The organism is Bdellovibrio sp. HCB-110, assembly GCF_047323225.1.
Lineage (GTDB): Bacteria > Bdellovibrionota > Bdellovibrionia > Bdellovibrionales > Bdellovibrionaceae > Bdellovibrio.
Map to the genome: position 1 here is coordinate 662917 of NZ_CP178750.1, position 20906 is coordinate 683822.

18 protein-coding genes are annotated in these 20906 nt (G+C 45.4%); 10 read left to right on the forward strand and 8 right to left on the reverse strand.

Features of this window, described 5'->3' with window-relative positions:
* Positions 1-8 precede the first annotated feature (8 nt).
* Positions 9-938 (forward strand): hypothetical protein, encoded by a 930-nt coding sequence (locus ACL934_RS03165; protein WP_413613059.1) that lies wholly within the window; start codon positions 9-11, stop codon positions 936-938.
* Here the strand turns inward: ACL934_RS03165 and ACL934_RS03170 are convergent.
* The 5 genes from ACL934_RS03170 to ACL934_RS03190 all read right to left on the reverse strand — a co-directional run bounded on the left by ACL934_RS03170 (position 935) and on the right by ACL934_RS03190 (position 6829).
* The gene (locus tag ACL934_RS03170; RefSeq protein WP_413613060.1) at positions 935-2872 is read right to left on the reverse strand and encodes a response regulator; all 1938 of its coding nucleotides are present in this window, start codon (positions 2870-2872) and stop codon (positions 935-937) included. The two genes, ACL934_RS03165 and ACL934_RS03170, sit on opposite strands and share 4 nt — an antisense overlap.
* Positions 2873-3060: 188 nt before the next feature.
* Positions 3061-4149, reverse strand: a complete 1089-nt coding sequence (locus tag ACL934_RS03175) for a D-alanine--D-alanine ligase family protein (RefSeq protein WP_413613061.1) — start codon at positions 4147-4149, stop codon at positions 3061-3063.
* Positions 4150-4181: 32 nt separating this feature from the next.
* Positions 4182-4835: an isoprenoid biosynthesis glyoxalase ElbB gene (gene elbB / locus ACL934_RS03180; protein WP_413613062.1), complete on the reverse strand. Its 654-nt coding sequence runs from the start codon at positions 4833-4835 to the stop codon at positions 4182-4184.
* Between the two features lie 30 nt (positions 4836-4865).
* The gene (locus ACL934_RS03185) at positions 4866-5741 is read right to left on the reverse strand and encodes a hypothetical protein (RefSeq protein ID WP_413613063.1); all 876 of its coding nucleotides are present in this window, start codon (positions 5739-5741) and stop codon (positions 4866-4868) included.
* Positions 5738-6829 carry a GNAT family N-acetyltransferase gene (locus tag ACL934_RS03190; protein ID WP_413613064.1) on the reverse strand — a complete coding sequence of 364 codons (1092 nt, stop codon included), beginning with the start codon at positions 6827-6829 and terminating at the stop codon, positions 5738-5740. Before ACL934_RS03190 ends, ACL934_RS03185 begins: the two co-directional genes overlap by 4 nt.
* Before the next feature lie 284 nt (positions 6830-7113).
* Between ACL934_RS03190 and ACL934_RS03195 the strand changes: the two genes are divergently transcribed.
* The 6 genes from ACL934_RS03195 to ACL934_RS03220 are packed head-to-tail and all read left to right on the forward strand — an operon-like array spanning position 7114 to position 11628.
* Positions 7114-7350, forward strand: a complete 237-nt coding sequence (locus tag ACL934_RS03195; RefSeq protein WP_374077611.1) for a ferredoxin — start codon at positions 7114-7116, stop codon at positions 7348-7350.
* Positions 7337-8023 (forward strand): endonuclease III, encoded by a 687-nt coding sequence (nth, locus tag ACL934_RS03200; RefSeq protein ID WP_413613490.1) that lies wholly within the window; start codon positions 7337-7339, stop codon positions 8021-8023. The genes ACL934_RS03195 and nth overlap by 14 nt, the downstream gene beginning before the upstream one ends.
* Before the next feature lie 14 nt (positions 8024-8037).
* On the forward strand, positions 8038-8520 hold the full coding sequence (locus tag ACL934_RS03205) for a hypothetical protein (RefSeq protein ID WP_374077613.1): 483 nt from the start codon (positions 8038-8040) through the stop codon (positions 8518-8520).
* Between the two features lie 3 nt (positions 8521-8523).
* A complete protein-coding gene (locus ACL934_RS03210; RefSeq protein WP_374077615.1) occupies positions 8524-9564 on the forward strand; it encodes a thiamine ABC transporter substrate-binding protein in 1041 nt (346 codons plus the stop codon).
* Positions 9561-11024 (forward strand): ABC transporter permease subunit, encoded by a 1464-nt coding sequence (locus ACL934_RS03215; protein ID WP_374077617.1) that lies wholly within the window; start codon positions 9561-9563, stop codon positions 11022-11024. Before ACL934_RS03210 ends, ACL934_RS03215 begins: the two co-directional genes overlap by 4 nt.
* Positions 10996-11628 (forward strand): ATP-binding cassette domain-containing protein, encoded by a 633-nt coding sequence (locus ACL934_RS03220; protein ID WP_374077619.1) that lies wholly within the window; start codon positions 10996-10998, stop codon positions 11626-11628. Before ACL934_RS03215 ends, ACL934_RS03220 begins: the two co-directional genes overlap by 29 nt.
* On the opposite strand, the gene ACL934_RS03225 is transcribed toward ACL934_RS03220, so the two are convergent.
* Entirely contained in the window at positions 11625-14348 is a 2724-nt protein-coding gene (locus ACL934_RS03225) for an ATP-binding protein (protein WP_413613065.1), read from the reverse strand. The two genes, ACL934_RS03220 and ACL934_RS03225, sit on opposite strands and share 4 nt — an antisense overlap.
* A gap of 263 nt (positions 14349-14611) precedes the next feature.
* Here ACL934_RS03225 and ACL934_RS03230 point away from each other — a divergent pair, with 263 nt between their 5' ends.
* Both ACL934_RS03230 and ACL934_RS03235 read left to right on the forward strand, forming a co-directional pair.
* Positions 14612-15325 carry a murein transglycosylase gene (locus ACL934_RS03230; RefSeq protein ID WP_413613066.1) on the forward strand — a complete coding sequence of 238 codons (714 nt, stop codon included), beginning with the start codon at positions 14612-14614 and terminating at the stop codon, positions 15323-15325.
* Positions 15326-15397: 72 nt separating this feature from the next.
* On the forward strand, positions 15398-16438 hold the full coding sequence (locus tag ACL934_RS03235) for an alpha/beta hydrolase (protein ID WP_374077628.1): 1041 nt from the start codon (positions 15398-15400) through the stop codon (positions 16436-16438).
* On the opposite strand, the gene ACL934_RS03240 is transcribed toward ACL934_RS03235, so the two are convergent.
* Together ACL934_RS03240 and ACL934_RS03245 are read right to left on the reverse strand one after the other, a co-directional pair.
* The gene (locus tag ACL934_RS03240; protein WP_413613067.1) at positions 16419-17669 is read right to left on the reverse strand and encodes a hypothetical protein; all 1251 of its coding nucleotides are present in this window, start codon (positions 17667-17669) and stop codon (positions 16419-16421) included. The two genes, ACL934_RS03235 and ACL934_RS03240, sit on opposite strands and share 20 nt — an antisense overlap.
* 104 nt (positions 17670-17773) lie before the next feature.
* Positions 17774-18754, reverse strand: a complete 981-nt coding sequence (locus ACL934_RS03245) for a hypothetical protein (protein WP_413613068.1) — start codon at positions 18752-18754, stop codon at positions 17774-17776.
* A gap of 356 nt (positions 18755-19110) precedes the next feature.
* On the opposite strand from ACL934_RS03245, the gene ACL934_RS03250 reads away from it, so the two are divergent.
* Positions 19111-20901, forward strand: a complete 1791-nt coding sequence (locus ACL934_RS03250; RefSeq protein ID WP_413613069.1) for a hypothetical protein — start codon at positions 19111-19113, stop codon at positions 20899-20901.
* Positions 20902-20906 lie beyond the last annotated feature (5 nt).

Genomic DNA, 20906 nt, shown 5'->3' on the forward strand with positions numbered 1-20906 from the left:
AGAATGAGATGAAAGGTCTTTTGAAATACGGAACTTTGTTAACAAGTGTCGCTGTGCTCGTTGGGTGTGTGGAATTCAAAAATGGCGGCGAGGAGGAGGCCCCTCAAAATCCCCAACCCATGGTTGATGTTCAGCCCATGGGAAATCTTGTCGTTGATCGGACTCTTTATGTTTTTGAAGGAAAGATTGTCAGTGAAGAGGACCTAGAGTTCCTAAAATTCAAAAAAGAAAAAGAAGTCGAAACGGAATCAAAATCTAAAGCAGAGGATTTTGAATTTCAGTTTGACGACCTTCGTTTTGAAGAGGGTGGGGTTCTCTATACCATGGGTGCGAACGTTCGCATTCACGCAAAGACTTTAAGTTCCGCCAATGGAAGAATCGCCACGTTTCCCGAGGAAAAAAAGGCCGAAACAGGAAAAAACGGAAGAGACGGTGGTCATATTTTCTTAAATATCGGATTAGCGACCGGGGCATTGAGAATTGAAATGCGTGGAGAGGCTGGCGGCGACGGGCATTCCGCAAATGAGCCCGACGATCGTCTCAAAGGTCCTCCCGGAGTTGATAGGAAAAAAGGCGGATGTGAGCGAGGAGGCATAGTGCTTCTGCCGGGCGAAGGAGAACAGGGCGGACAGGGGCTTAAAGGCTATCCGGGACACGACGGAAAACGAGGAGGATCCACGGGAACCTTGGAGTTAATTGTGGATGACTCGGCGGGATTTAGTCATCTGATTGAAAAGACACCGGGGCAGGGAGGAATCGGAAGCAGAGGTGGAAGAGGTGGTGCCGGCGGTGACGGCGGGCTGAGTAACTGCAGAGTTGGAAAAAGAGGACCTCAGGGACCTGACGGGAATTGGGGAGACGGCGGTAATAATGGAGCTCCAGGAGAAAAACAAACTTCCTGCGTTACCAAAAATAAAGCGATGACTTGTTATAACTAAGTCGCTTCTTCCATCGAATGATTAAGAATTGTCTGAATCAGCGCTTCGACTTGCACGGGTTTGGTTAAATAATCCGTGCAGCCTGCTTCTATGCAGCGTTCCCGATCGTCCTTCATTGCATGTGCGGTGAGAGCGATGATCGGCTTCTTATATCCGGCTTGGCGCAATTTGCGTGTGGCTGTGTAGCCATCCATGACAGGCATTTGAATATCCATCAAAATAATATCGTAATTTTCTGCAAGAGCTTTTGTGAGACCCTCTTCGCCATTTGTTGCCAAGGTTAACTTAGCTCCACGTTTACTCAGCATTCTTTGAATCAAAAGACGGTTGTCTTCGACGTCGTCGACAAGAAGAATATTGGTGCTTGCAAGCTGTTTTCCCAGATGAATCTCTCCTCTTTTTGTGAGCGAGGGTCTTTGTGGGGTGGCTTGAAGAGTTTGCAGACCAATACGAATTGTAAATGTACAGCCCTTGCCAATTTGGCTGTCATCCAGAGTGACATCGCCGCCCATCATCTGCGCTAATTTTTTTGAAAGAACCAGGCCAAGACCCGTGCCTTCATATTTGCGTGAGATGGAGTTATCTAACTGACTGAAGGCTTGAAATAACAACGACTTTTTATCCGGAGCAATTCCAAGACCCGTGTCTTTGATAGTAAAGATCAGGCTGTCACCAGAGACTTCATAGGTCATGCGCACGTAACCTTTATCTGTAAATTTAACAGCGTTACCCAGCACGTTCGTGAGAACTTGGCGCAGTCGCAAAGGGTCTGTGGAAATCATGTCAGGCACAATACCACGGCGGTTGAATTCGATGTGAATAGGTTTGCTATTGCTCTTAGCCACCATCATCACGTGAATATCGTCCAAAAGAGAACTCAAAGAAAACTGACTTCTTTCAATTTCCAAATGTCCGGCTTCGACTTTAGAAAGATCCAAGATGTCATTGATAATGCGTGTGAGGTTTTCCCCAGTACGATGAATGACATTCAGGTATTGGAGGCGCTCTTCTTCTGACAAATTATTATCTTTCAACAAATCCGAGAACCCAATGATCGCAGCCAGGGGAGTGCGGATCTCGTGACTCATATTTGCTAGGAACAAACTTTTAAGCTGGCTGGCTTGTTCAGCTTGCTGGCGTTCGCCGATACTGTTGCGCAAGTCTCCGGCCATTTTATTCAAAGACTCTGCGAGTTGTCCCAGTTCATCGCCGGAGCGCACAGGAACATAGACGTCAAATTCTCGTTGACCCACTTTGTGGGCGGCGATGTTAAGCTCCTTAAGACCTTTCGAAAGATTGCGACTGAATGTCACTGTGAGGAAAAGACCTGTTCCCTCGACAATGAGAATGGCGAGAAGAAGAGTCACCATCAAGAGATGTTCTAACCACCGCGAGCCTTCGCCCAAGGTGTAAGAAAAACCACCCTCGAGAACCGTCAAACGATCATTGAGTTCATCAATACGATCCAGCGTCGCAATGATTTCTTTTTCAGAGGCTTGAGTGGAAATAAGGTGATGCAAGCCTTCACCATAGGAGATGAGTTCATTAGTGAGGTCGTCACCTTCTTTCCAAATGGAGACGGCTCTGGCAACATAAGAGACATCACTAAATTTCAAGATCAGGTCGACGACACCAGGGATGTCGTCGGGATGGATGCGCCCTTGTGCAAAACCTTCGTGAGCTGCTTTGATATTGGGAGGATTTTGCTCCAAGGCGCGACGAGCTTTACCGTCACCCAATGGAATATCCAAATTTTCACGAAACGAACGATAAAACTCGGGGTCTCGGGTGCGTGCGTATTTATGCAAACTGATAACGGCATCTTTTTGTGCCTTTGACCAAAGACTTTCTCCAGTAACAAAACCACGTAACGAAGAAAGAGTGTTCATCGCAAAGTAGAGAGAGAATAATTCAAGCGCAATGAGAAAGGCCATCACGCCTATGACTGCGTAGAGCTTATTTGAAACTGAAAGATGTCGCCAAAAACGTCGTGGTCCCATAACCTCTTTATCGGTTGTATGGGAGATATTTATAAACAAATTCTATTTTGTAAAGTTCCAGACGAAAGACGTAAAAAGATCCTCAAAATCGAGGATCTTTTAAGCACTTTTATTGCAGATAATTAATCCAAGTAGCTGGTTTTTAGCTTTTGTTCCTCTTGATATTTCTCAAGTCCGAAGTGGATCAGCTTTGTGATCAAATCTTTATAGGAAACACCGGTTGCTTCCCACATTTTTGGATACATGGAAATTTTGGTAAATCCAGGAATGGTATTGATCTCGTTCACGAAAAGATCGCCGTTGGATTTCATGAAAAAATCCACGCGAGTCAAGCCGTCACAACCCATCACTTGATAAGTCTTTTTTGCCAGAGCTTGCATTCTTTGGAGAGAGTCGCCCGGCATTTCCGCTGGAATTTTCAACAAAGCGCCGTTGTCGTCGATGTACTTCGCTTCGTAAGAATAAAACTCATGCTGCGGAATGATTTCGCCCGGCAATGAAGCTTGTGGCGATTGATTGTGACCCATGACCGAACACTCAAGTTCGCGGCCTTGGACAAATTCTTCTGCCAAAACCTTATTGTCGAACTGAAAAGCGTCTTTCAATTTCACTGCGAATTCTTCAGCTGATTTGATTTTGTGAACACCCACAGAGGATCCTGCATTGGCCGGCTTAATAAAGAACGGAGTTCCTAATGTTGCTGTGATCTCTGCATAAGAAGTATTTTTAAAAGGAGTCAAAAGCATGTAGCGAGCATTGGGAATTTGCGCTTCTGTGAAAAGTCGCTTCATGATTTCTTTATCCATGCCGGCCGCTGAAGACCAAACACCACAACCGACAAAAGGCAATTGCACCATTTTGAAAAGACCTTGAATAGTTCCGTCTTCACCCATGGTTCCATGCAAGATAGGGAAGGCAATATCAAGTGCCGTTTTAGAATGATCTTTCAAAGAGTAAAGAACAGGTTTGCCTTGCAAGGACATCAAAGCCACGGACTCTGCATTTGGTGGCAAAGCGCTATCAACAACTTTAGTCGATTGGAAAACACTCATATCTGGGAAACGATACCAACTGCCTTCTTTGCTGATCCCAATCAATACCGGAGTAAAATTGTCTTTATCCAAAGCATCGGCAATATTTTTTGCAGAACGAAGAGAAACCTCATGCTCTGCAGACTTTCCACCAAAAATAAGCGCTACAACAGTCTTCATAAAAAATCCTAACTTCTAATCTCAAATTTCAATTAAGCCCATTCGACAAGTTCATGTGCCAACCCAAAGATGCCCTTGAAGACTTCATTGGGTTTCGCATCGCCGTACATATACGCCGGAGTCGTAACAATTTTTCCTTCACGATCCGTGATGTAATCATCAACAGGGCAGTCTTCGTGCTGAGCACCCGTTTTTTTTATTTCAGCCGCTGTCTCTGGATCTTCGCCGATAGTGACCGTGACTTTTTTATCGCCCAAAACACGAGCCAATAAAACCGGAGCAATACAACAAGCCGCAATGGGTTTGCTTGCGCCATGGAATTCCAAGATCACGCGTTTGACATCTGGATTGACGTCGCACTTTGCGCCTTTTTCCGCCCAATTTGAAAGATTTTTGGCGGCGCCATAGCCACCTGGAAATGCCAAGGCATCAAAATCTTTCACTTGAAGTTTATCGAGGCTTTGAATATTTCCACGAGCGATGCGAGCCGCTTCGACAAGCAAACGGCGTTTTTCCGTTTGCGTATTTCTATCAACGTGATTTGTAACGGGGATTTCGATATCGGGAGCGAAGCAGGAAACTTCGGCACCTGCTTGGTGAAGAGCGATGAGCAAGCTCACGGACTCTGTAATTTCACTGCCATCAAGATGTCCACAGCCAGAGAGTACAACGGCAATCTTCTTCATAAAACCTCCCGAAAGAGGTTTTAGATTACTCTAGGAGCCGCCCTTTTTAAAGTTTTTTAACTTAGTGCAAGTCGTGACCAAAACTTTTTGTTCTTGCACCGTGTACAGTTGGCGATAGCAATATTCATTCATGCGCGAGAAGAACGGCATGTCAGGACTCAGGGCGATAGAATAGTTCACTTTTTGTTTCTCGACCGATTCACCCTTTTTTAGAGCAATCGTCCAATTGAACTGAATTGTTTTTACGCGATAAGTGCAGTTGGCAAAGCCCCCGCAATTGGGTTGTGCCTGAATGAGTTCAGGGAGAGGACGCGTTTCTTCAGTGGATTTCAGATTGGAGCACAGAATCTCACAGCTATCCACACCCAATTGTTCTTTGCAGTATTTGTCCAGTGCGTCTGATTTCGAACACGCATAGGCAAGACTGTAAAGACGTTCAAACCCCAAAGTCATTTCATTGTCTTCTGCCAAAGGTTTTAGCGTCGACATCGGTTGGGTTTTCGCCAGAACACTTTGCGCCACGGCTAGCGAGGCATCGGCTTTTCCGACAGAGCGATGATCTTCGCGAGTAGACTGGGCGCCTTCTTGATCTTGTTTGTACACCTTGGTTTGGTACAGGAAGGTGTAAAGAAACTCCGTCTCTTTTTCTTCTTTTTTAGAAATCGTTATGCCTTCTTGAAGAACATAAAAAGGTTTTGGATTGTTCTCTAATTTTTGTTCAGTTTCTTGAAAAAGAAAATCATCAGCCGCCATGGTGAGAGGATCGGCTTGCCCCCAACCTTCAGAGAGTGCGGATTGCACTTCGGCTACTGTTGCTGGAGTTTCTTCTTCTTCAAGGGGCTCCTTAATACACGACACCATACTGACACTGAAAGCCAGCAGAAGTAAAAGTTTATTCAAACTCATATAGAGTCCCATCCCCAGATCCACAAATTCAGTGGCAATACTTTTTCAAGTTTTTGTACAGTTTCGTCCTTAAACATTCCCAAGGCGCGATAGTCCACCGGTCCGAACAGAAGACGAACCATGTCGGTTTCGTTGTTGATTGTGAAAAGGTCTTGGCCCACACCGAAAACAAAATGTTGCGGGTGCTTTTCTAAAACAATGTCTGCGACACCTTCAGCGCGGAAGGCGCGTTTGATTTTTGCTGCCAATTGATCGAAGTTAACAAGCTTGATCATGCCCAGGAAGCCTTGATTCATCGTCACTGGCTTTCTTTGCAATTGCTCAATCAAATTTTGTGCATGACGAGGACAAATGATCGTATAAGGCTGATTTTTTTGTGCACGAATGAAACTGAAAAGCGCCATCAATTTCGAAACGGAGCCGCCCCATTCATGGATGTAGCCGCCTAGATCAATCCCTTTGCCTTCAATAGCATAAGCGGCCAATTGACCATTCGTTTCCCAAGCCGTGTAAACCTTGGTTTGAGGAATTGAGAGGAACTTTCTAGTTTCATCAATAGTCCGAACAGAATTGACAGAGTGGGACGCATACAGACGATAAATCGCATCCGGCGACACTTTAGAATCCGTAGAAAAACGAAGATTGATCGGCGGAACATCAAAGTTTTCTTCAACCACAAAACTAATTTCATTCCCCGCAAGTTCAAATCCCATACGACGATAGAAATCAAAAAGATCCGTCCAAAGAATCGCAATATCGCAAGACTGTTCCGTCGCCAATTTCAAACAATCAGTAATAACCTGAGTGCTCAACCCCTGACCACGATGCTGATCATCGGTAACCACGGAACCAATCGCACCCACTTTAAAAATCACATGAGGAGACTTAACAATAAGCGGTTTCAAAACCGCATGAGAAAGAACATGACCCTCATCAGCAATAATACGCATATTATGCAAGTTGTTAGAAGAGAAGGCCGTAGGGTACTCAGCAGCAATTGACCAGGGAGCCTCATTGCGAAGCTTTTTGTTCAGAAATTCCAAAACGCTCGGAAGCTCATTTTCCGAAGGCGAACGAGGTCCTTCCATGGTGTCCTCTCCTTTTAAAAGATAGTCTGTGTTGGGGTAGGGAGGTTCTCTCATATAAAATACGAGTTCCGCAGCAGCAGGTCCCAAAGGGACCGCGTCAGCGAGGACTGTCCGAAGTATTTTATATGAGAGAACCTCCCTACCCCATACATAGTCTAGCGTTAAATAGCAGGGGCCCCTAGCGTGGCAGAGTCCGAGCCATGAAAAATGCGACCCAAGTCTGGATGGGAGTTTGACATCAAGGTCAAAAGTTTTATATTAAGGTCGCATATTTAGGAGACCTCATGGCCGATAAGAGTCAGCAGTGGAAAGAGAATAAGCCGGGTAAAATGTTCGTGGATCAATCATGTATTGCCTGCGATGCCTGCGTTTTGACTGCTCCTAAGAACTTTGCGATGCATGAAGAAGACGGCCATGCTTTCGTGAGCAAACAACCTGAAACTCCTGAAGAAGAAGCTCTTTGCAAAGAGGCGATGGAAGGTTGTCCAGTTGAAGCCATCGGGAACGATGGCGATCAGTAAAAAGAAATCTTCTGCCAAGAAGACAGCCCCGAAAAAGGTCGTAAAAAAAGCCGCTCCTATTTTGGAAACCATTGAGCTTTTTAAGCGCTATTATCCGGATGCTCATTGTGCTCTTAATTTTACCAATCCTTACGAGCTTTTAGTCGCCACAGTTCTTTCCGCGCAATGCACGGATGAACGTGTGAACATGGTGACGCCACATCTTTTTAAAAAGTATCCAACGCCGCAAAAGATGGCGAAAGCCCCGGTCGAGGATATTGAAACCATCATCCGTTCGACGGGCTTTTTTAAAAACAAAGCGAAGAGCCTTAAATCTCAAGCCATCACTTTGGTAGAAAAATACAAAGGAGAGATTCCGCAAAATCTCGAGGCTTTGGTCGAGTTGGCAGGCGTGGGTCGTAAAACTGCTAACGTGGTTTTAGGAAATGCCTTTGGGATTGCCAGCGGTATTGTCGTGGACACCCATGTGACTCGTTTGTCCAACCGTCTTGGCTGGGTGAAGACGGAAAATGCTGTGTTGATTGAAAAAGAACTTTGTAAGCATGTCCCTGAAGAAGATTGGGTGATGCTTTCTCATTATCTGATCTCTCATGGCCGAGCTATCTGTAAGGCGAGAAAACCTGATTGCAGTCATTGTTTCCTAGAGGAGACTTGCCCTAAGAAGGGTGTCTAGTTCACAATGGGTTCATGTTTGTTGCATTCTTTGAGAGCGTTAAATACGTAGGCCATCTTTTACCGATTTCTTTCTTAAGAATTTTCTTGGGTTATTACTATTTGGAACAAGCGATGTTGAAGTTTCGCGGCGATTTTTTAACTCGTCCCCGCATCGCAGATCAAATGGCCGAATGGTTGCCGGCCAGTCACGCTCCGAATTGGTTTAAGATTTTTGCCAGCAGCCAGATGATCCCCAATTGGCAGACGGTGGCGTTTATCATTCTTGGTTTGGAGTTCGCGGTTGCGATCTCTTACATCATTGGTTACGTCGTCAGACCTGTTGCTTTGCTCGGCGTTTTATTGTGTGTCACGATGCTCTTTATTTCCGGGCCTGGCTCGGAAGATCTTTATAAAACATTTTTGGCCATTCACCTGATCTTAGCGTGGGTGGGGGCCGGTCGTTGCTTGGGCTTTGACTACTATTTCTTCAAACGTCGTCGCGGCTTGTGGTGGTAGAGCGTGAAACATTTTATCTTCTTCATGGCAGTTGTCTTCTTAGGGTTGTTTTTCGCGGTTTTAAATAAGACCGAGCAAGGGACGACCTCGAGTTCTTTGCCGACGATCCGCGTTTTCGGTTACGCGTCTTTCACAGGTCGCTGGGGGCCGGGCCCGTTGCTTAAAGAACAATTTGAAAAAACGTGTAAGTGCAAAGTGGAGTTCATCGAAGGCAGTGATTCAGGAATTCTTTTGCAACGCCTGAAAATTGAAGGTGAAAGTCTTGGTGCTGATGTCGTGGTGGGTTTGGATCAGTTTGATTTATCCAAAGCGATCGCCGAACAATCTTGGCGCAAACTGAGCCTTGGACAGCTCAATGTTTACGATGCTGTGAAGCCCGCATTGTCGAATAGCTTCTTTGTTCCCTACGATTGGGGAGCTTTGACTTTTGTGACTCGCAAAGATGAACTTTCGCGATTCCCGGCTTCTTTGGATGATTTGTTAGCTCCAGAGTTGGCAAAAAAGATCGCTCTTCAAGATCCGCGCACGAGTTCACCAGGCATGCAGTTTTTGTACTGGGTGATTCGCTCTAAAGGTGAGGAAGAGGGCTTTAAGTATTTACAAAAGCTTATGGGCCAAGTTCACAGCTTCTCGCCGACATGGTCGACGGCTTATGGACTTTTCACGAATAAACAAGCAAAGCTCGTCTATTCGTATGTGACATCGCCGCTTTATCATGAAGTTGAAGAGAAGCGAAAAGACTATATTGCTTTGCCATTCAATGAGCCTTTGCCCGTGCAGTTTGAATTTGTCGGTATTCCTGAATTTTGCCGTCACTGCGAATTGGGTGAGCAGTTCATAAACCTCATGCTGTCGCCTGAAGGTCAGAAGATCATTATGGAAAAAAACTATATGTTCCCGGTGATGAAGGGCGTGATGGAAAACACGGCTTTTGCTCCGTTGATGAATGTAAAAACGATGAGCCAAGTTGAAATCCTTTCTGCCGCTGAGGTGGATCGTTTGTTGAGACGCTGGACGGAAATTCGTCGAGGCGAACTCAATTGAATTTGAGAAACTGTCTTCGTATCAGTTTTGTTCTTTTCCTGTTGTTCCCCTTTCTTTTCTTGTTCACACAGTTTCGTGTTACCGAGATGCCGGATTGGGGAGAACTTTCGTGGGCATTTAAAAACAGCTTCATTCAGGCTTTTTTTTCGGCCTTCTTTTCCTTGTTTGTCGGTTTCTGGGTGTCATTGGGTCTTCTTAGTTTGAATGAAGGGCCAAAACGAAAAGGGCGATTTGTTTTAGAAATCCTTTGTCTGCTACCGAATTTTTTACCACCTATTTTTATTCTGCTTTCTACTTTAAATGTGATCGAACCTTTTCCTATGGGAATCGCAGGCATCGTTATCATTCACACTTTGATGAACTTTGGATTGGTGGCGGTTTTACTTGCCGGAATTATTGAAAACAAATTGGGTGGCATGGTGGAGCTCGCCTACGTGGAGGGTGCCACACGTCGACAGTTTTTATGGAAAGGTCTTTTCCCTATGCTGAAGAAAGACCTTTGGCTTCTAGGTCTTTTTATTTTTGTTATATGCTTTGGAAGTTTTGCGGTTCCTCTTATAGTCGGGGGCGGTAAGGGCACAACTGTTGAGGTTTTGATTTATGAAAAGATCCGCTTATCCAGTGATTGGGGTGATGCAGTTCTTTTGGCTTTCTTACAATCCACGTTCATCTTTGCTCTGTCATTTATTGCCAGTCGTGGAAGAGGAGTTCACAACACCCGACAAGCGAATTTAAAGCTGATTCAAAGTCCCTCAGGCATTTTAGTTATCGCGGGTTTGTCGTTTCTTTACCTCTTTGGATATATTCAGGGTTTTATTTCGGGGCTTTCGATGATTTCAACTTTCTATGAAGTTCAGTCGGCCCTTTTCTGGAATTTCCTGGGAAGTCTTCTTCTGGGTCTGAGTGTCGGCGTTCTTTGTTACGTCGGTCTTTTGGGAATTGCTTATTGCTGGCCTAAATTGTGGTTTGAAAAATTCCTCAATGGTTACGTGGCTCCTTCAACGTCACTGGCGTGCTTTAGTCTTTTGATCATGGGTCCGAATGAGGGAATTTATCCTTTTATCAAGATTCCTATCGCCCTGACTCTTTTAAGTTTGAACAGTCTTTTTAGAATGGGTTGGGATGGAGAGCTTCAGGCTTTGCAGTCGCAGATGACCGTGGCGTATGCAATGGGCGCTTCTCACAAACAAATCTTCAAAGAAATTCTATTTCCGCAGCTTTCAACGCGGGCAGGGCTTCTTGCTGGAATCGCTTCGATCTGGGCTTGCGGAGATTTTGCTGTTTCTAGAATTCTGGCGCATCGGGATCTCAGCATCGCGATGATGACGGAAACTTTGATGTCAGGCTATCGTTTGAATCAAGCCATCGTCCTGAGTAGTTTAATTATTATCTCCGGTCTTTTGTGTTTCCTTGTATGTGTGGGAGGAAGTCGTGTCTTACGTCGAAAATTTGCATCGTGATTACGGCGACTTTAAGTTAGATATCGATTCCTGGGAGATTCTGGATCAGGGAGTGACTGTTCTGATGGGACCTTCAGGCTCCGGAAAAACCTCGGTCTTTCGTATTCTGTTGGGGCTGGAACCATGTCCCGGAATGAAGTGGAGTTTTCAAGGTGTTGATCTGGCAAAACTAAAGACGCCGCAAAGACGTTTGGGAGTGGTTTTTCAAACTTTGGACCTTTTTCCGCACATGACAGCCGAGGAGAATATTCTTTTTGCGGCCCGGGCTCGCAATGTGGAAGCGAAAAAAGTTTCTGAAAGAATGAAAGAACTCTCTGAAGTCATGCAAATGGGAAGTTTCCTAAATCGCAAAGCCGCTGTTCTTTCGGGCGGAGAAAAACAGCGAGTCGCCATTGCTCGCGCCATCATGGGGGAGCCTCGTCTGCTTTTGTTGGATGAGCCTTTCTCGGCCCTTGATCAGGAACTGCGCGAAGAGAGTCGAAAATTGGTTCAGCGTGTAATTGAAACGGAAAAAATTCCGACGTTATTAGTCACGCATGATCCGCGCGACGTCGAGGTTCTCGCGAATAAAGTCACCAATATCCGTCACGGTCGTTTGGTTTAAATCGTGTATCTTTGAATCATCTCTAGCAGAGCCGATTTTTTAATCGGCTTCGTCACGTGCTCTGTGCAGCCCGCATCTAAAGACTTTTGTATGTCTTCGGCCATGGCATTGGCACTGACAGCAATAATCGGAATGGTTTTTTTATTCTGCTGCTTTTCCCATTCACGGATTTTTCGAGTCGCCGCGTAGCCGTCCATCACAGGCATTTGAATATCCATAAGGATTAAATCAAACGGTTCGCGGAAGACTTTTTCCACGGCTTCTAAACCGTTCTCGGCCTGAACAACGTCAAAGGGAAGCTTTTTCAGATAAGTGAGCAGTAGGAAACGATTGTCTTCCGTATCGTCGACGATCAAAATACGCCCATTGCGGGAAATCATCGAATCCTTTTGTTGAACAGGTTCTAGGGGTGCCTGGACTTCTGGCGTTTTTACCGGTTCGTAGCTTGCATCGGCCAGAACGAAAGGAACGGTGAAGAAGAATGTACTTCCTCTTCCTTCTTCACTGTGGAACCAAATGCGTCCGCCCATGAGCTCGACAAGGTTTTTAGAAATCGTCAAGCCCAGGCCGCTACCGCCGTATTTACGAGTGATAGAACTGTCTGCCTGTACGAAGTTTTGAAATAAAAGATGTTGTTTGTCAGGTGGGATGCCCGTTCCCGTGTCTTGAATTGCAAAACGCACGAATCTTTTGTCAGTAGAATCAAATTCCAGAGCAACAGATATTTCGCCTTTTTGCGTGAACTTGATGGCATTGCCGATCAAGTTAAAAAGAATTTGGCGCAGACGGGTAGGATCTCCAACTACTACGTGGGATTCTTCTTGATCCAGGTTCATGCGCAAATGGAACTGAAGATTTTTTTCTGCCGCTTTTTGTTTTAAGATGTCGCAGATATTCGTTGTTGTGGCTTCCAGATCAAAAGCGATTCGCTCCAAGCGAACTTCGCGAGCTTCGATTTTCGAAATATCCAGAATATCGTTAATCAACGCAAGCAAGTTTTCTCCGGCATTGGCACAGACTCTCACAAGTTGTTCTTGCTCTTGTTTCAGGTCCGACTCTGCCAGAATATCTGTGATACCGATGATGGCATTTAATGGTGTGCGAATTTCGTGACTCATACGAGCCAAGAATTCTGATTTCGCTTGAGAAGCTTTGACTGCTTGCTCACGGGCTTCGATCAAGGCCTGCTCTGCCGTGATACGATCTGTGATGTCCGTGCATACAAACACGAAAGTCAGATCTTTGGTTGTGCGATTTGGAAGAGCGGCCCAGTTCATAAGAATTGGAACACGTCGGCCTTCATGATTGATAATTTCAGCTTCGATACTGTGGCGGGTTTGCAAGAGCCACATGTAGTTTTTAAATTCAGGCTGAGCATGAATCAAAGTTTTCAAATCAATCTGCGCCATCTGATGAGGCGAAAGCCCCAAAAGTTTTTGAGCTGAATCATTGGCCTGGGAGATGTTGTAAGAGCATTGGCGCCAATCATCGTGATGAGAAACTTTGACGATGAATAAGAATGCTTTGATGGATTGAATAACACTGTCCAAGAACTCTTTGGAAACCGTCGTGGTTTCAAGGCGGTCCGCCAGTTGGTTGTATTTGCTGACCAGAAGACCGATCTCATCTTTAGAGTTGTAGTTGATTTTTTGTGTGAGATTGCTTGTGCCCAGTTTTTCCAAACGGTCCGTCAAAAGTTGAATTGGTTCGACAACTTTGCCTGTGGCAGCGAATGTTGCAAAGAAGAACAAGATAAAGATCAAAACTGCTGCGGCACTGGAGGCAATGGCGATGCGGTCGAGGACGGCGAAGGCCTCACTCTCATCAATTTTCGTTTGAATGTACCAGAGCTCGCCATTGGGTAAATAAATTTTGCCAATGGAGCGAATGACCTTTTGGGCACGGTAGTCCGTTCCTAATTCTCGCACTTCGCTCAAGTTTTCGATTTTTTTAATATCTTCATCACCGCGATTGGAAGACAGAACTTCGGCATCAGAAGCGGCGTTATTGCTTTGATTGCCCTCAACGCGGAAACGGCCCGTGTTGCGCAGGCTCCAGTCCTCGCCGTAGATCAACGTCTCGCCCGTTTGGCCCATGCCATGAGTGGCCCAGGCAAAGTTGTCGCTGGTAATACGATCGATTTCCGAAATGGAAATCTTGAGCATTAAAACGCCAACGGCATTTCCTTGGCGGAAAATAGGTGCCGCCACAAATCCTGTTGCTGAGTTCGGACTGAGCGTGTCTTTGTCAAAATCAAGGAAGAGCGTAGAGCCCTCTTGCGCCTTCATTCCCCAAGTGAACAGATCTTTAAGTTTATTTCCCGGAGGAAGATCCTTGACGATGGAAGTTCCGTCTTCGATATCTTTGCGGGTGGTGTAGATGATGTTGCCTTTGGTGTTTACCAAAGCCATGTCGTAGATGTTGAAGTCCAGGACGTAGTTGTCGAGAAGACGGCGAAACTCTGGATGAGTGTCCAGGCGTGCCTCTGACATCAAGTTGTCAGTGAGTTCATGAGACGAAATAAGATTGATCGCAGTTTGCAGGTCGCGAAAATAGTTTTCGATCGCTGTCGTTTTGCTAATCCGGATCTGCGTCAGTCTCTCGTAGGTGCTATCAATGACGGTTGATTCAACTATCTTGAGGCCAATGAGTGCAACAACGAATGTTGCAAGAAAGACGGAGATCAAATTGAATAAGAAGATTCTTAGTCGTAAAGTCATGTCCTCTGGAAGCCTGTGTATTTTTAGTGATATCGTATCGCCCATAGCCGAGGCAATGAGTACTTGCAAAGCCCCTCTAAATCAGGCCCTCTACGATGCATCTGAGGATATCGTTTCATTACAAAATTGAAGTCTCGGCAGGAGTCCATTGATCAAGGTTTGGACACCCGTGAAGGCTTTGCAAAAATTCCCTGTATTTTGTCTTCCCCTCCAGAAAATATCCCCCGAATTTGCTATAAAGGGGGCATAGAAAAGGAGTGGAAATGAGAACAACCAAGTCATTTGTCTTAATGCTTATTTTCCCTCTTTTCGTGCTGGGTTGTGCAGCTTCAAAAAATTCTGACGGCCTTTCGATGAATCCCACTATTTACTACAAACCGACCATTCATCAAAACAAAGCAAAATGTTCCAACGGTAATCTGCGCGATCTGCTTTCGCCCGATGGTTACACTTTGGTTACGTTGTGTGATGCGGACTATAAGCAGTGTTTGATGCAAGGCTCTTGTTTCGTGGAAGATGAAGGTAAGATCACGTCGTACAACTATCACTCCACCAAAGAAAAAATTCCGCGCTTTATTGAAGTCGATTTAAATACATGCCCTTATGGTTATGGTGTGCGTAGCAGTTGTTTGGACCCGTATTTTTCTGCGGCGGCAGATCTTAAATACTACAACGCAGGTGATGTGATTTACGTGCCTCGTTTGGTGGGAGCGGTCATGCCTAACGGAGAAGTACATGACGGCTATATTGTCATCCGTGACTCCGGCGGTGGTGTTCTAGGTGCGAACAGATTTGATTTTTTCACAGGGTTCTTTAATCACCTGGCAAAAGAAAACACCCTGGCTCGTTTGGGCTTTGGTGATCCCAAAAACAGCTTTGAATTTCGTTTAGCGAACGAAGAAGAAGCGCAAGCAGCCCGTCAGCGCCGCAACTACCCTGGCCTTAAGCGGTCCATTCTTGAAGAGGGCAAGCTTTAGAGTTTTCATTCTATTAAAATTTTTTGCTTTCTCTGAGGGGCTCTGTTAACTCTCGCCTCAGAGGATTTATTTATGATGCAAAAATGGGTTTTATTTTTCGCTCTTCTTTTTGTTTCTTCGTTCTCTTTTGCGGAGGTGGAGTACCTCCGACTTTCTCGCGGTAAAGTTATCGCTTACGAACACATCGTCAAAAATGACAATGGTCCGACGTTGATTTTACTTCCAGGTGTAAATCGCGCTTTGACTCCAAATGATCGTGCGGTGCGAGCCTTGGCGCAACAGGGCTGGAATCTCTTGATGCCTTCTTTGACGGCGCATCCCTTGTCTGTGGCGGGTTTAGAGAAGTACGAGACTCCCTATTTTAAATTTGATAACAGCATTCGTGCTGCCGAGCTTGCGGGTGACATCGAAGCGTTGGTCACTTCCTTGGGAATTAAAAAGGCTCTTCCTGTGACGTTGTCTTATAGTTCTTCTGTGGGCGCTTTCTTGGATTCGAAATTATTCCCTCATATCATTGAGACAGTTCCTTTGGGAACGGCGACAGAGGCTGATCCGGAAGCCGCTAAGAACGCAGAACTTTGGGAAAATTGGCTGCGTTTAAATCCGTTCATGGCGCCGATCTGGATTCGTCAATTCCGTGACAGTGCTTATGCTTCTCATTGGGGAAAAACCGTGGACGCGAATATCAAGGCCGATGCCGAGTTTTACGGAGAGAATCCTCGCGTCTCTGATATCAAATCAGGCTATGTGACGATTGCTCGTGCCGTGGAAGATTTCAAGTTTCCAGAATGGGATTTTACAGCAGAAAAGCGTACTCGCGACTTTGTTTTTGCAGGACAAGAGAATCCAGAGCGTTTGAAAAACCAAATTGAAGTTCTAAAGAATTATTTGGCCAGTGGAAAACCGGCTCGTGTGATCGTCGTTGAAAATGCCGGGCATATTCTTCCGTCGGACAGCCCGGCAGTCTACGCGGGTATTCTGGATTTGCTAGTGACTCAACCTCGACAGAGCTCTGTGCAATTTGCCATCGTGAACACCGTCGAGAATCTTAAGTCTTTGCGCTGGCAGGACGCCTCAGTTCTAGAGAACTGGATTAAAGCGAACCAACGTTAAGCATAAAAGTCATACCTTCCAGGGGCTTTTCCATATCTTTAAGGATTTCGCCCCAAGAAGGATTCGCATTCACTCTGAAAAGTTGTTTCATCAAAGCGATATGAATCGGAGCTTCGTAAGCAAAGTAGCTTGAAAGCCCGTTCGTTAAAATATCAATCTTTCCTTTGCTCTTTTGTTCTTCAAACATCGAAAGATAGTAAGAATAACTAGAGCAGCCATCGAAAAAGAAAATCTGACGTTTGCGGGGGTTGAACTCCAAAGGCCCTGCTTTTTCTTCTAAAGAGCCGATATCAAGATTTCCACCAAGACCCGAGTGTCCTGCATAGATCACGACGTCCGCGTTCATTATCGCGTGTTTAAAGAATTTGGCGAAGGTCACGTTTTTGCTCGCTACAGCTGTTTCAGCAAGAAGGCGGGTGATGCGGATCTGAATGGTTGAGCCATCTTTTTTGTTCACGGATTTTTCAAACTGGTGCATAGGACGGTTTTGGTATTTTGCAACGATCGTTTCTTTAAAGCCCGCTTGGCGCAGCCATTGATTGACTTCTTCAAAACTCAAGCGGCCATCGTCGCCGGGATTCTTAGCGTCTTCGGAAAAACCATTGATCGTTGTGATTTGGAAAAGGTCTCCGTTGTCGTTGTCGCCACGGATTTTTTCCAACTCCGCAGTGGCATCTTCCAACTGATTTTTAATTGCGCTGATTTTGATGACGACTTGAGAAGCCAGCGGAGATTCACGTAAGAACTCACAGCCCTCACGGAATGGATCATAGAAGTACCAGAAATCGCCGTAAGAGTTGTAGTGCTCATCCGTGCATTTCTCTTCATAGAAATTATCGAGGTCCGAAGGCAGAGTGATTTTCCAAGAGCCTTCGGCGATCAGATCCTTGGCCATTTTTTTATTCAAGAGCAGGATGCCTGACGTTTTGTAAGCGATCGTACGAACGCCGGCTTTCTTTTTATTTTTCAGAATCTCGTAATTGAGTGGAAGGCGAGGAGCTCCCACACCTGGAGTGTCTTCGTTGATTTTATATTTGGAAACCATGGCGGGAGATTGCAGGTATCCAAAAAGATGTTGCATGTGCGTATCAGCCAAAGTGACAGCATCGGAAGTATCCGTTGTTTGGAATTCTGCCATATAGGAAAATTTCACTTCCACAGAGCTTGGAGAAAGCACAGCGGCTTGCGCAGAGAGAGCGCCAAAGAACAGGAAGAAAGCCAGAGATTTCATAACAAAGACCTCCCGAATTTTATAGCGAAGGTCCCATTTTTAAGAGCCTCCGAGAGCCCTGTCAATAGAGCCTCTCAGAGGGGTGTGATTCTTTCATGACTGTCTTAGAAACTGCCAGTCACAGAAGCTGATAGCCAATAGGGCATGTCCAGGCGGATGTCGTCTTTATTGATCGCATCTCTCCAGAAGGAAACGCCTCCTTCAAGAGACGCATTGGCACCGTAAAAAGCCGGGCTTGTTACCTTGGCAATAAGCTCGGTATCCCAATTAATTTGCGGAGCGTGATAGTATTGGTGCCCATCACCTTTGGCAGTTCCGTTCCAGTTGTTATTCAACTCGTACTTGTCGTCACGACCTTGAACGGCATCACGGGCTTTGTAGTTTCCAGCAACGCCGAACTCGAAATATTTATTCACTTGGTATTTGCTTGAAAGAGTTGTGAGGAACTCATTTCCCAAGGCCCAGCCACTGGAATTTCTGCCTCCGCGCACAGTCACCTGACCACGGGCTGAGTTCACCCATTTCGCTACAGGTGTGTAAGTGTAAGTTGAGCCCAAGATCAGATCGGGCGTTCCTGATCCCAATTGCATATTGTAAGCGGCATTTTGTGCAGGATTGGAAGTGAATGTTTCATCAATGCTTCCGGTAGGCAGAGTCACGCTGATGTCTCCCAAGACAAGATGTTGTTCGCTTGCGTGCAGAGGAGTCATCGCCATCAAGCGCACATCGCCCAAACCTTCCGTGTAGTCGCGGGTTTTGAAGTTGAGCCCGCCAGGAATCGGTTCATATTTTGTTTCGACCATGTTTTTAATATGTGGAACAAACGCAAGCAAAGTCCACTCGGGGCTGTAAAGCCATGTCGCCGTGATCATATTCAAATCAACAGTGGAAGCATCAAAACCATAGATACGAGTGTTGGCGTTGTTCGTTCCTTGCAAATCATATTTATAATAACTGTAAGTCAGGAAATAGCTGGGAGCCTTTACAGTTGTTGAAATTTGTTGAGTGGTTTCTTCTTGGGCGTAAGCCATCGGCATTGCCAAGGTTGTGAAGAGAGCACTCAAAACTAAAATCGTTTTTTTCATAAGAACGTCTCCTAATAAAACTAGATTGAATACTTTATGAAACGCATAGAACTGTTGAAGGTGAATTTCAGTCAATAAAAATAAGCAAAGTATAAATAGAGCAAATGCACTATTTCCCGAGAGAAAATCCCAGTTTTCATTGTGATTAGAATAAGTTCTCCGCATTTTCATGAGCCTCGTTTGATCATTAAAAATTGGATATGGGGCAGCACAAAAAAGGAAAAATCAAAATGAGACAGAAAAAAAGTCCGACGGAATTTTAGGAACACTTTGGCTAAAAATTACGCGGAAGTTTTAGACTTCTATTAAAGATTTTGGAAGGGGCATACGATCTATACTTAGGTGAGGGAAATAGAATGAAAATGTTTTTCTTTTTGAGACACTTTCGAGAAGCGTCACTTCTAACAATTTCATTATTAAGTACGCTCGTCTCTGAAGGGGCCTCTGCACAGACGTCTTCGGGTTCTTTTGTCTTAAAGTACGTAAGGCCTAGCGGCGTGTTGACGAGCTCTCTGTCGGCGACGCTCTATTTGCAGACGCCGGGGAATGCAACCTGCAAGTACTCTCGCTCTGATGAAAGCTTTGCAAGTATGAAGTCGGTTTTCAGAACGACGGGAGCGCAAATACATGGACACGGACTTACGGGACTTACCGCAGGCACTCCTTATACCTATTACATCGCCTGTCAGAACAATGTAACTAAAGCGGTGGCCACAGAAACCGTTCAATTTACAACGGCGCAAATACGACTGCCGGCCCAAGATCTCATCGGCCTCGCACAACTGGGTGCGGAAGCTTATTTGCCAAGTCCCGCAACAAACTATGGTTCACTCAGATCTTGTGCTCTGTATAAGTTTTATGACACGGGTCCTGGATATTATTCTTACGTGACCGAGAATTTTTCCAAAGAAGCGACTGCGAGTGTTGCCGCTTGTAAGAGCTTTATTGAAAAATATTATCTCTCCCATGCGGCTTGCGGGAGTGCTGACGTAGATAATAAGTATTGGTCTGTGGTCGGCGTTTTAAAAAATGTCGCAGATGGTACTTTGAAGTTTAATACGGCAGGTGGTTTGCACAATATCTCCGTGGCCCAAGGAAGCAGTGTTATTGCCATGAATGCTGCCAAGTGTGCTACGGAGGACGACTACGCAAAAGGAAAAGGCGTGTTGTGGGGAAGAGTTGAAAAATGCGACTACGCCAAGACCGGCCTTTGTGTGAAACCTCACGTGCCGTTGTTGTCTCAGTCGGCCCCTCAATTGGCTACTTACATTGCGAGTGCGACCGGAAACAGCAATATTAAAAGAGATGCCGGATGGTGTGGAGCCGTCTCTTTGACGATGTCTACTCTGGGGGCCGTCCACTCTTCACAGGGCGAAACTTTGCAGGATCTCTTTTTATGGAAAAGTAAATTGCCTTCATTGGAGGACGGAAGTGCTATTGCCGATCTCAATGCGCGAACTTCGTTTTATTCAGATGTGATTTATCAAGTGGGGAACCTCGCTAAAACAAATTGGGCTTCGGGTGGAACTCAAACGGATAAGGCTTTGTACAACCTTTTCAGTCACATTGATCCGTCCATTGGGAACTTGAATAAGGCGAAATATCAGGGCGAAGTGATCAGCAAAAAGTTCCAAGTTCTGACGAATGAATGGAATGCCGAATCGCTGGTGAAAGGTTTGACCGTTGGACAAAACAATAATTTTGCGCGTGGGTCAGCCATCATTCGCGATTGTTATCCGCAAAAAGTTGTCAAAGTAAGATCTGATGAGGCTCGGGATTATTGGGAGTCTTCCGATTACAAATGCACGTGGAAAAAGTCGGGTATGACACATGCTCTCAGCGTGAATGGTTTGGAAGAAGACTATGTGAAAATCTACGATCCGTGGGGGAAGGTTTACAATCTGGAAGTTATCGAAAATACAGAAGTGCCCACTTTAAATATGAAAATCGCATTGGCGATCCCGGTGGGAAGCTCCGGATACTTTAGAGACAGCGGACAGCTGAGTGACTCGCTGGAGGGATACGTCCAGAAAGCGGTCACTGCAAAAGGAGCTCCCGCTCCTGTGGGAAGAAGGGCGATCAATTATTTTTATATCGCCATCTACGGGTATCAAACGGGCATTGTTGGTAAGTTGAAGGGCAAATAAAATCT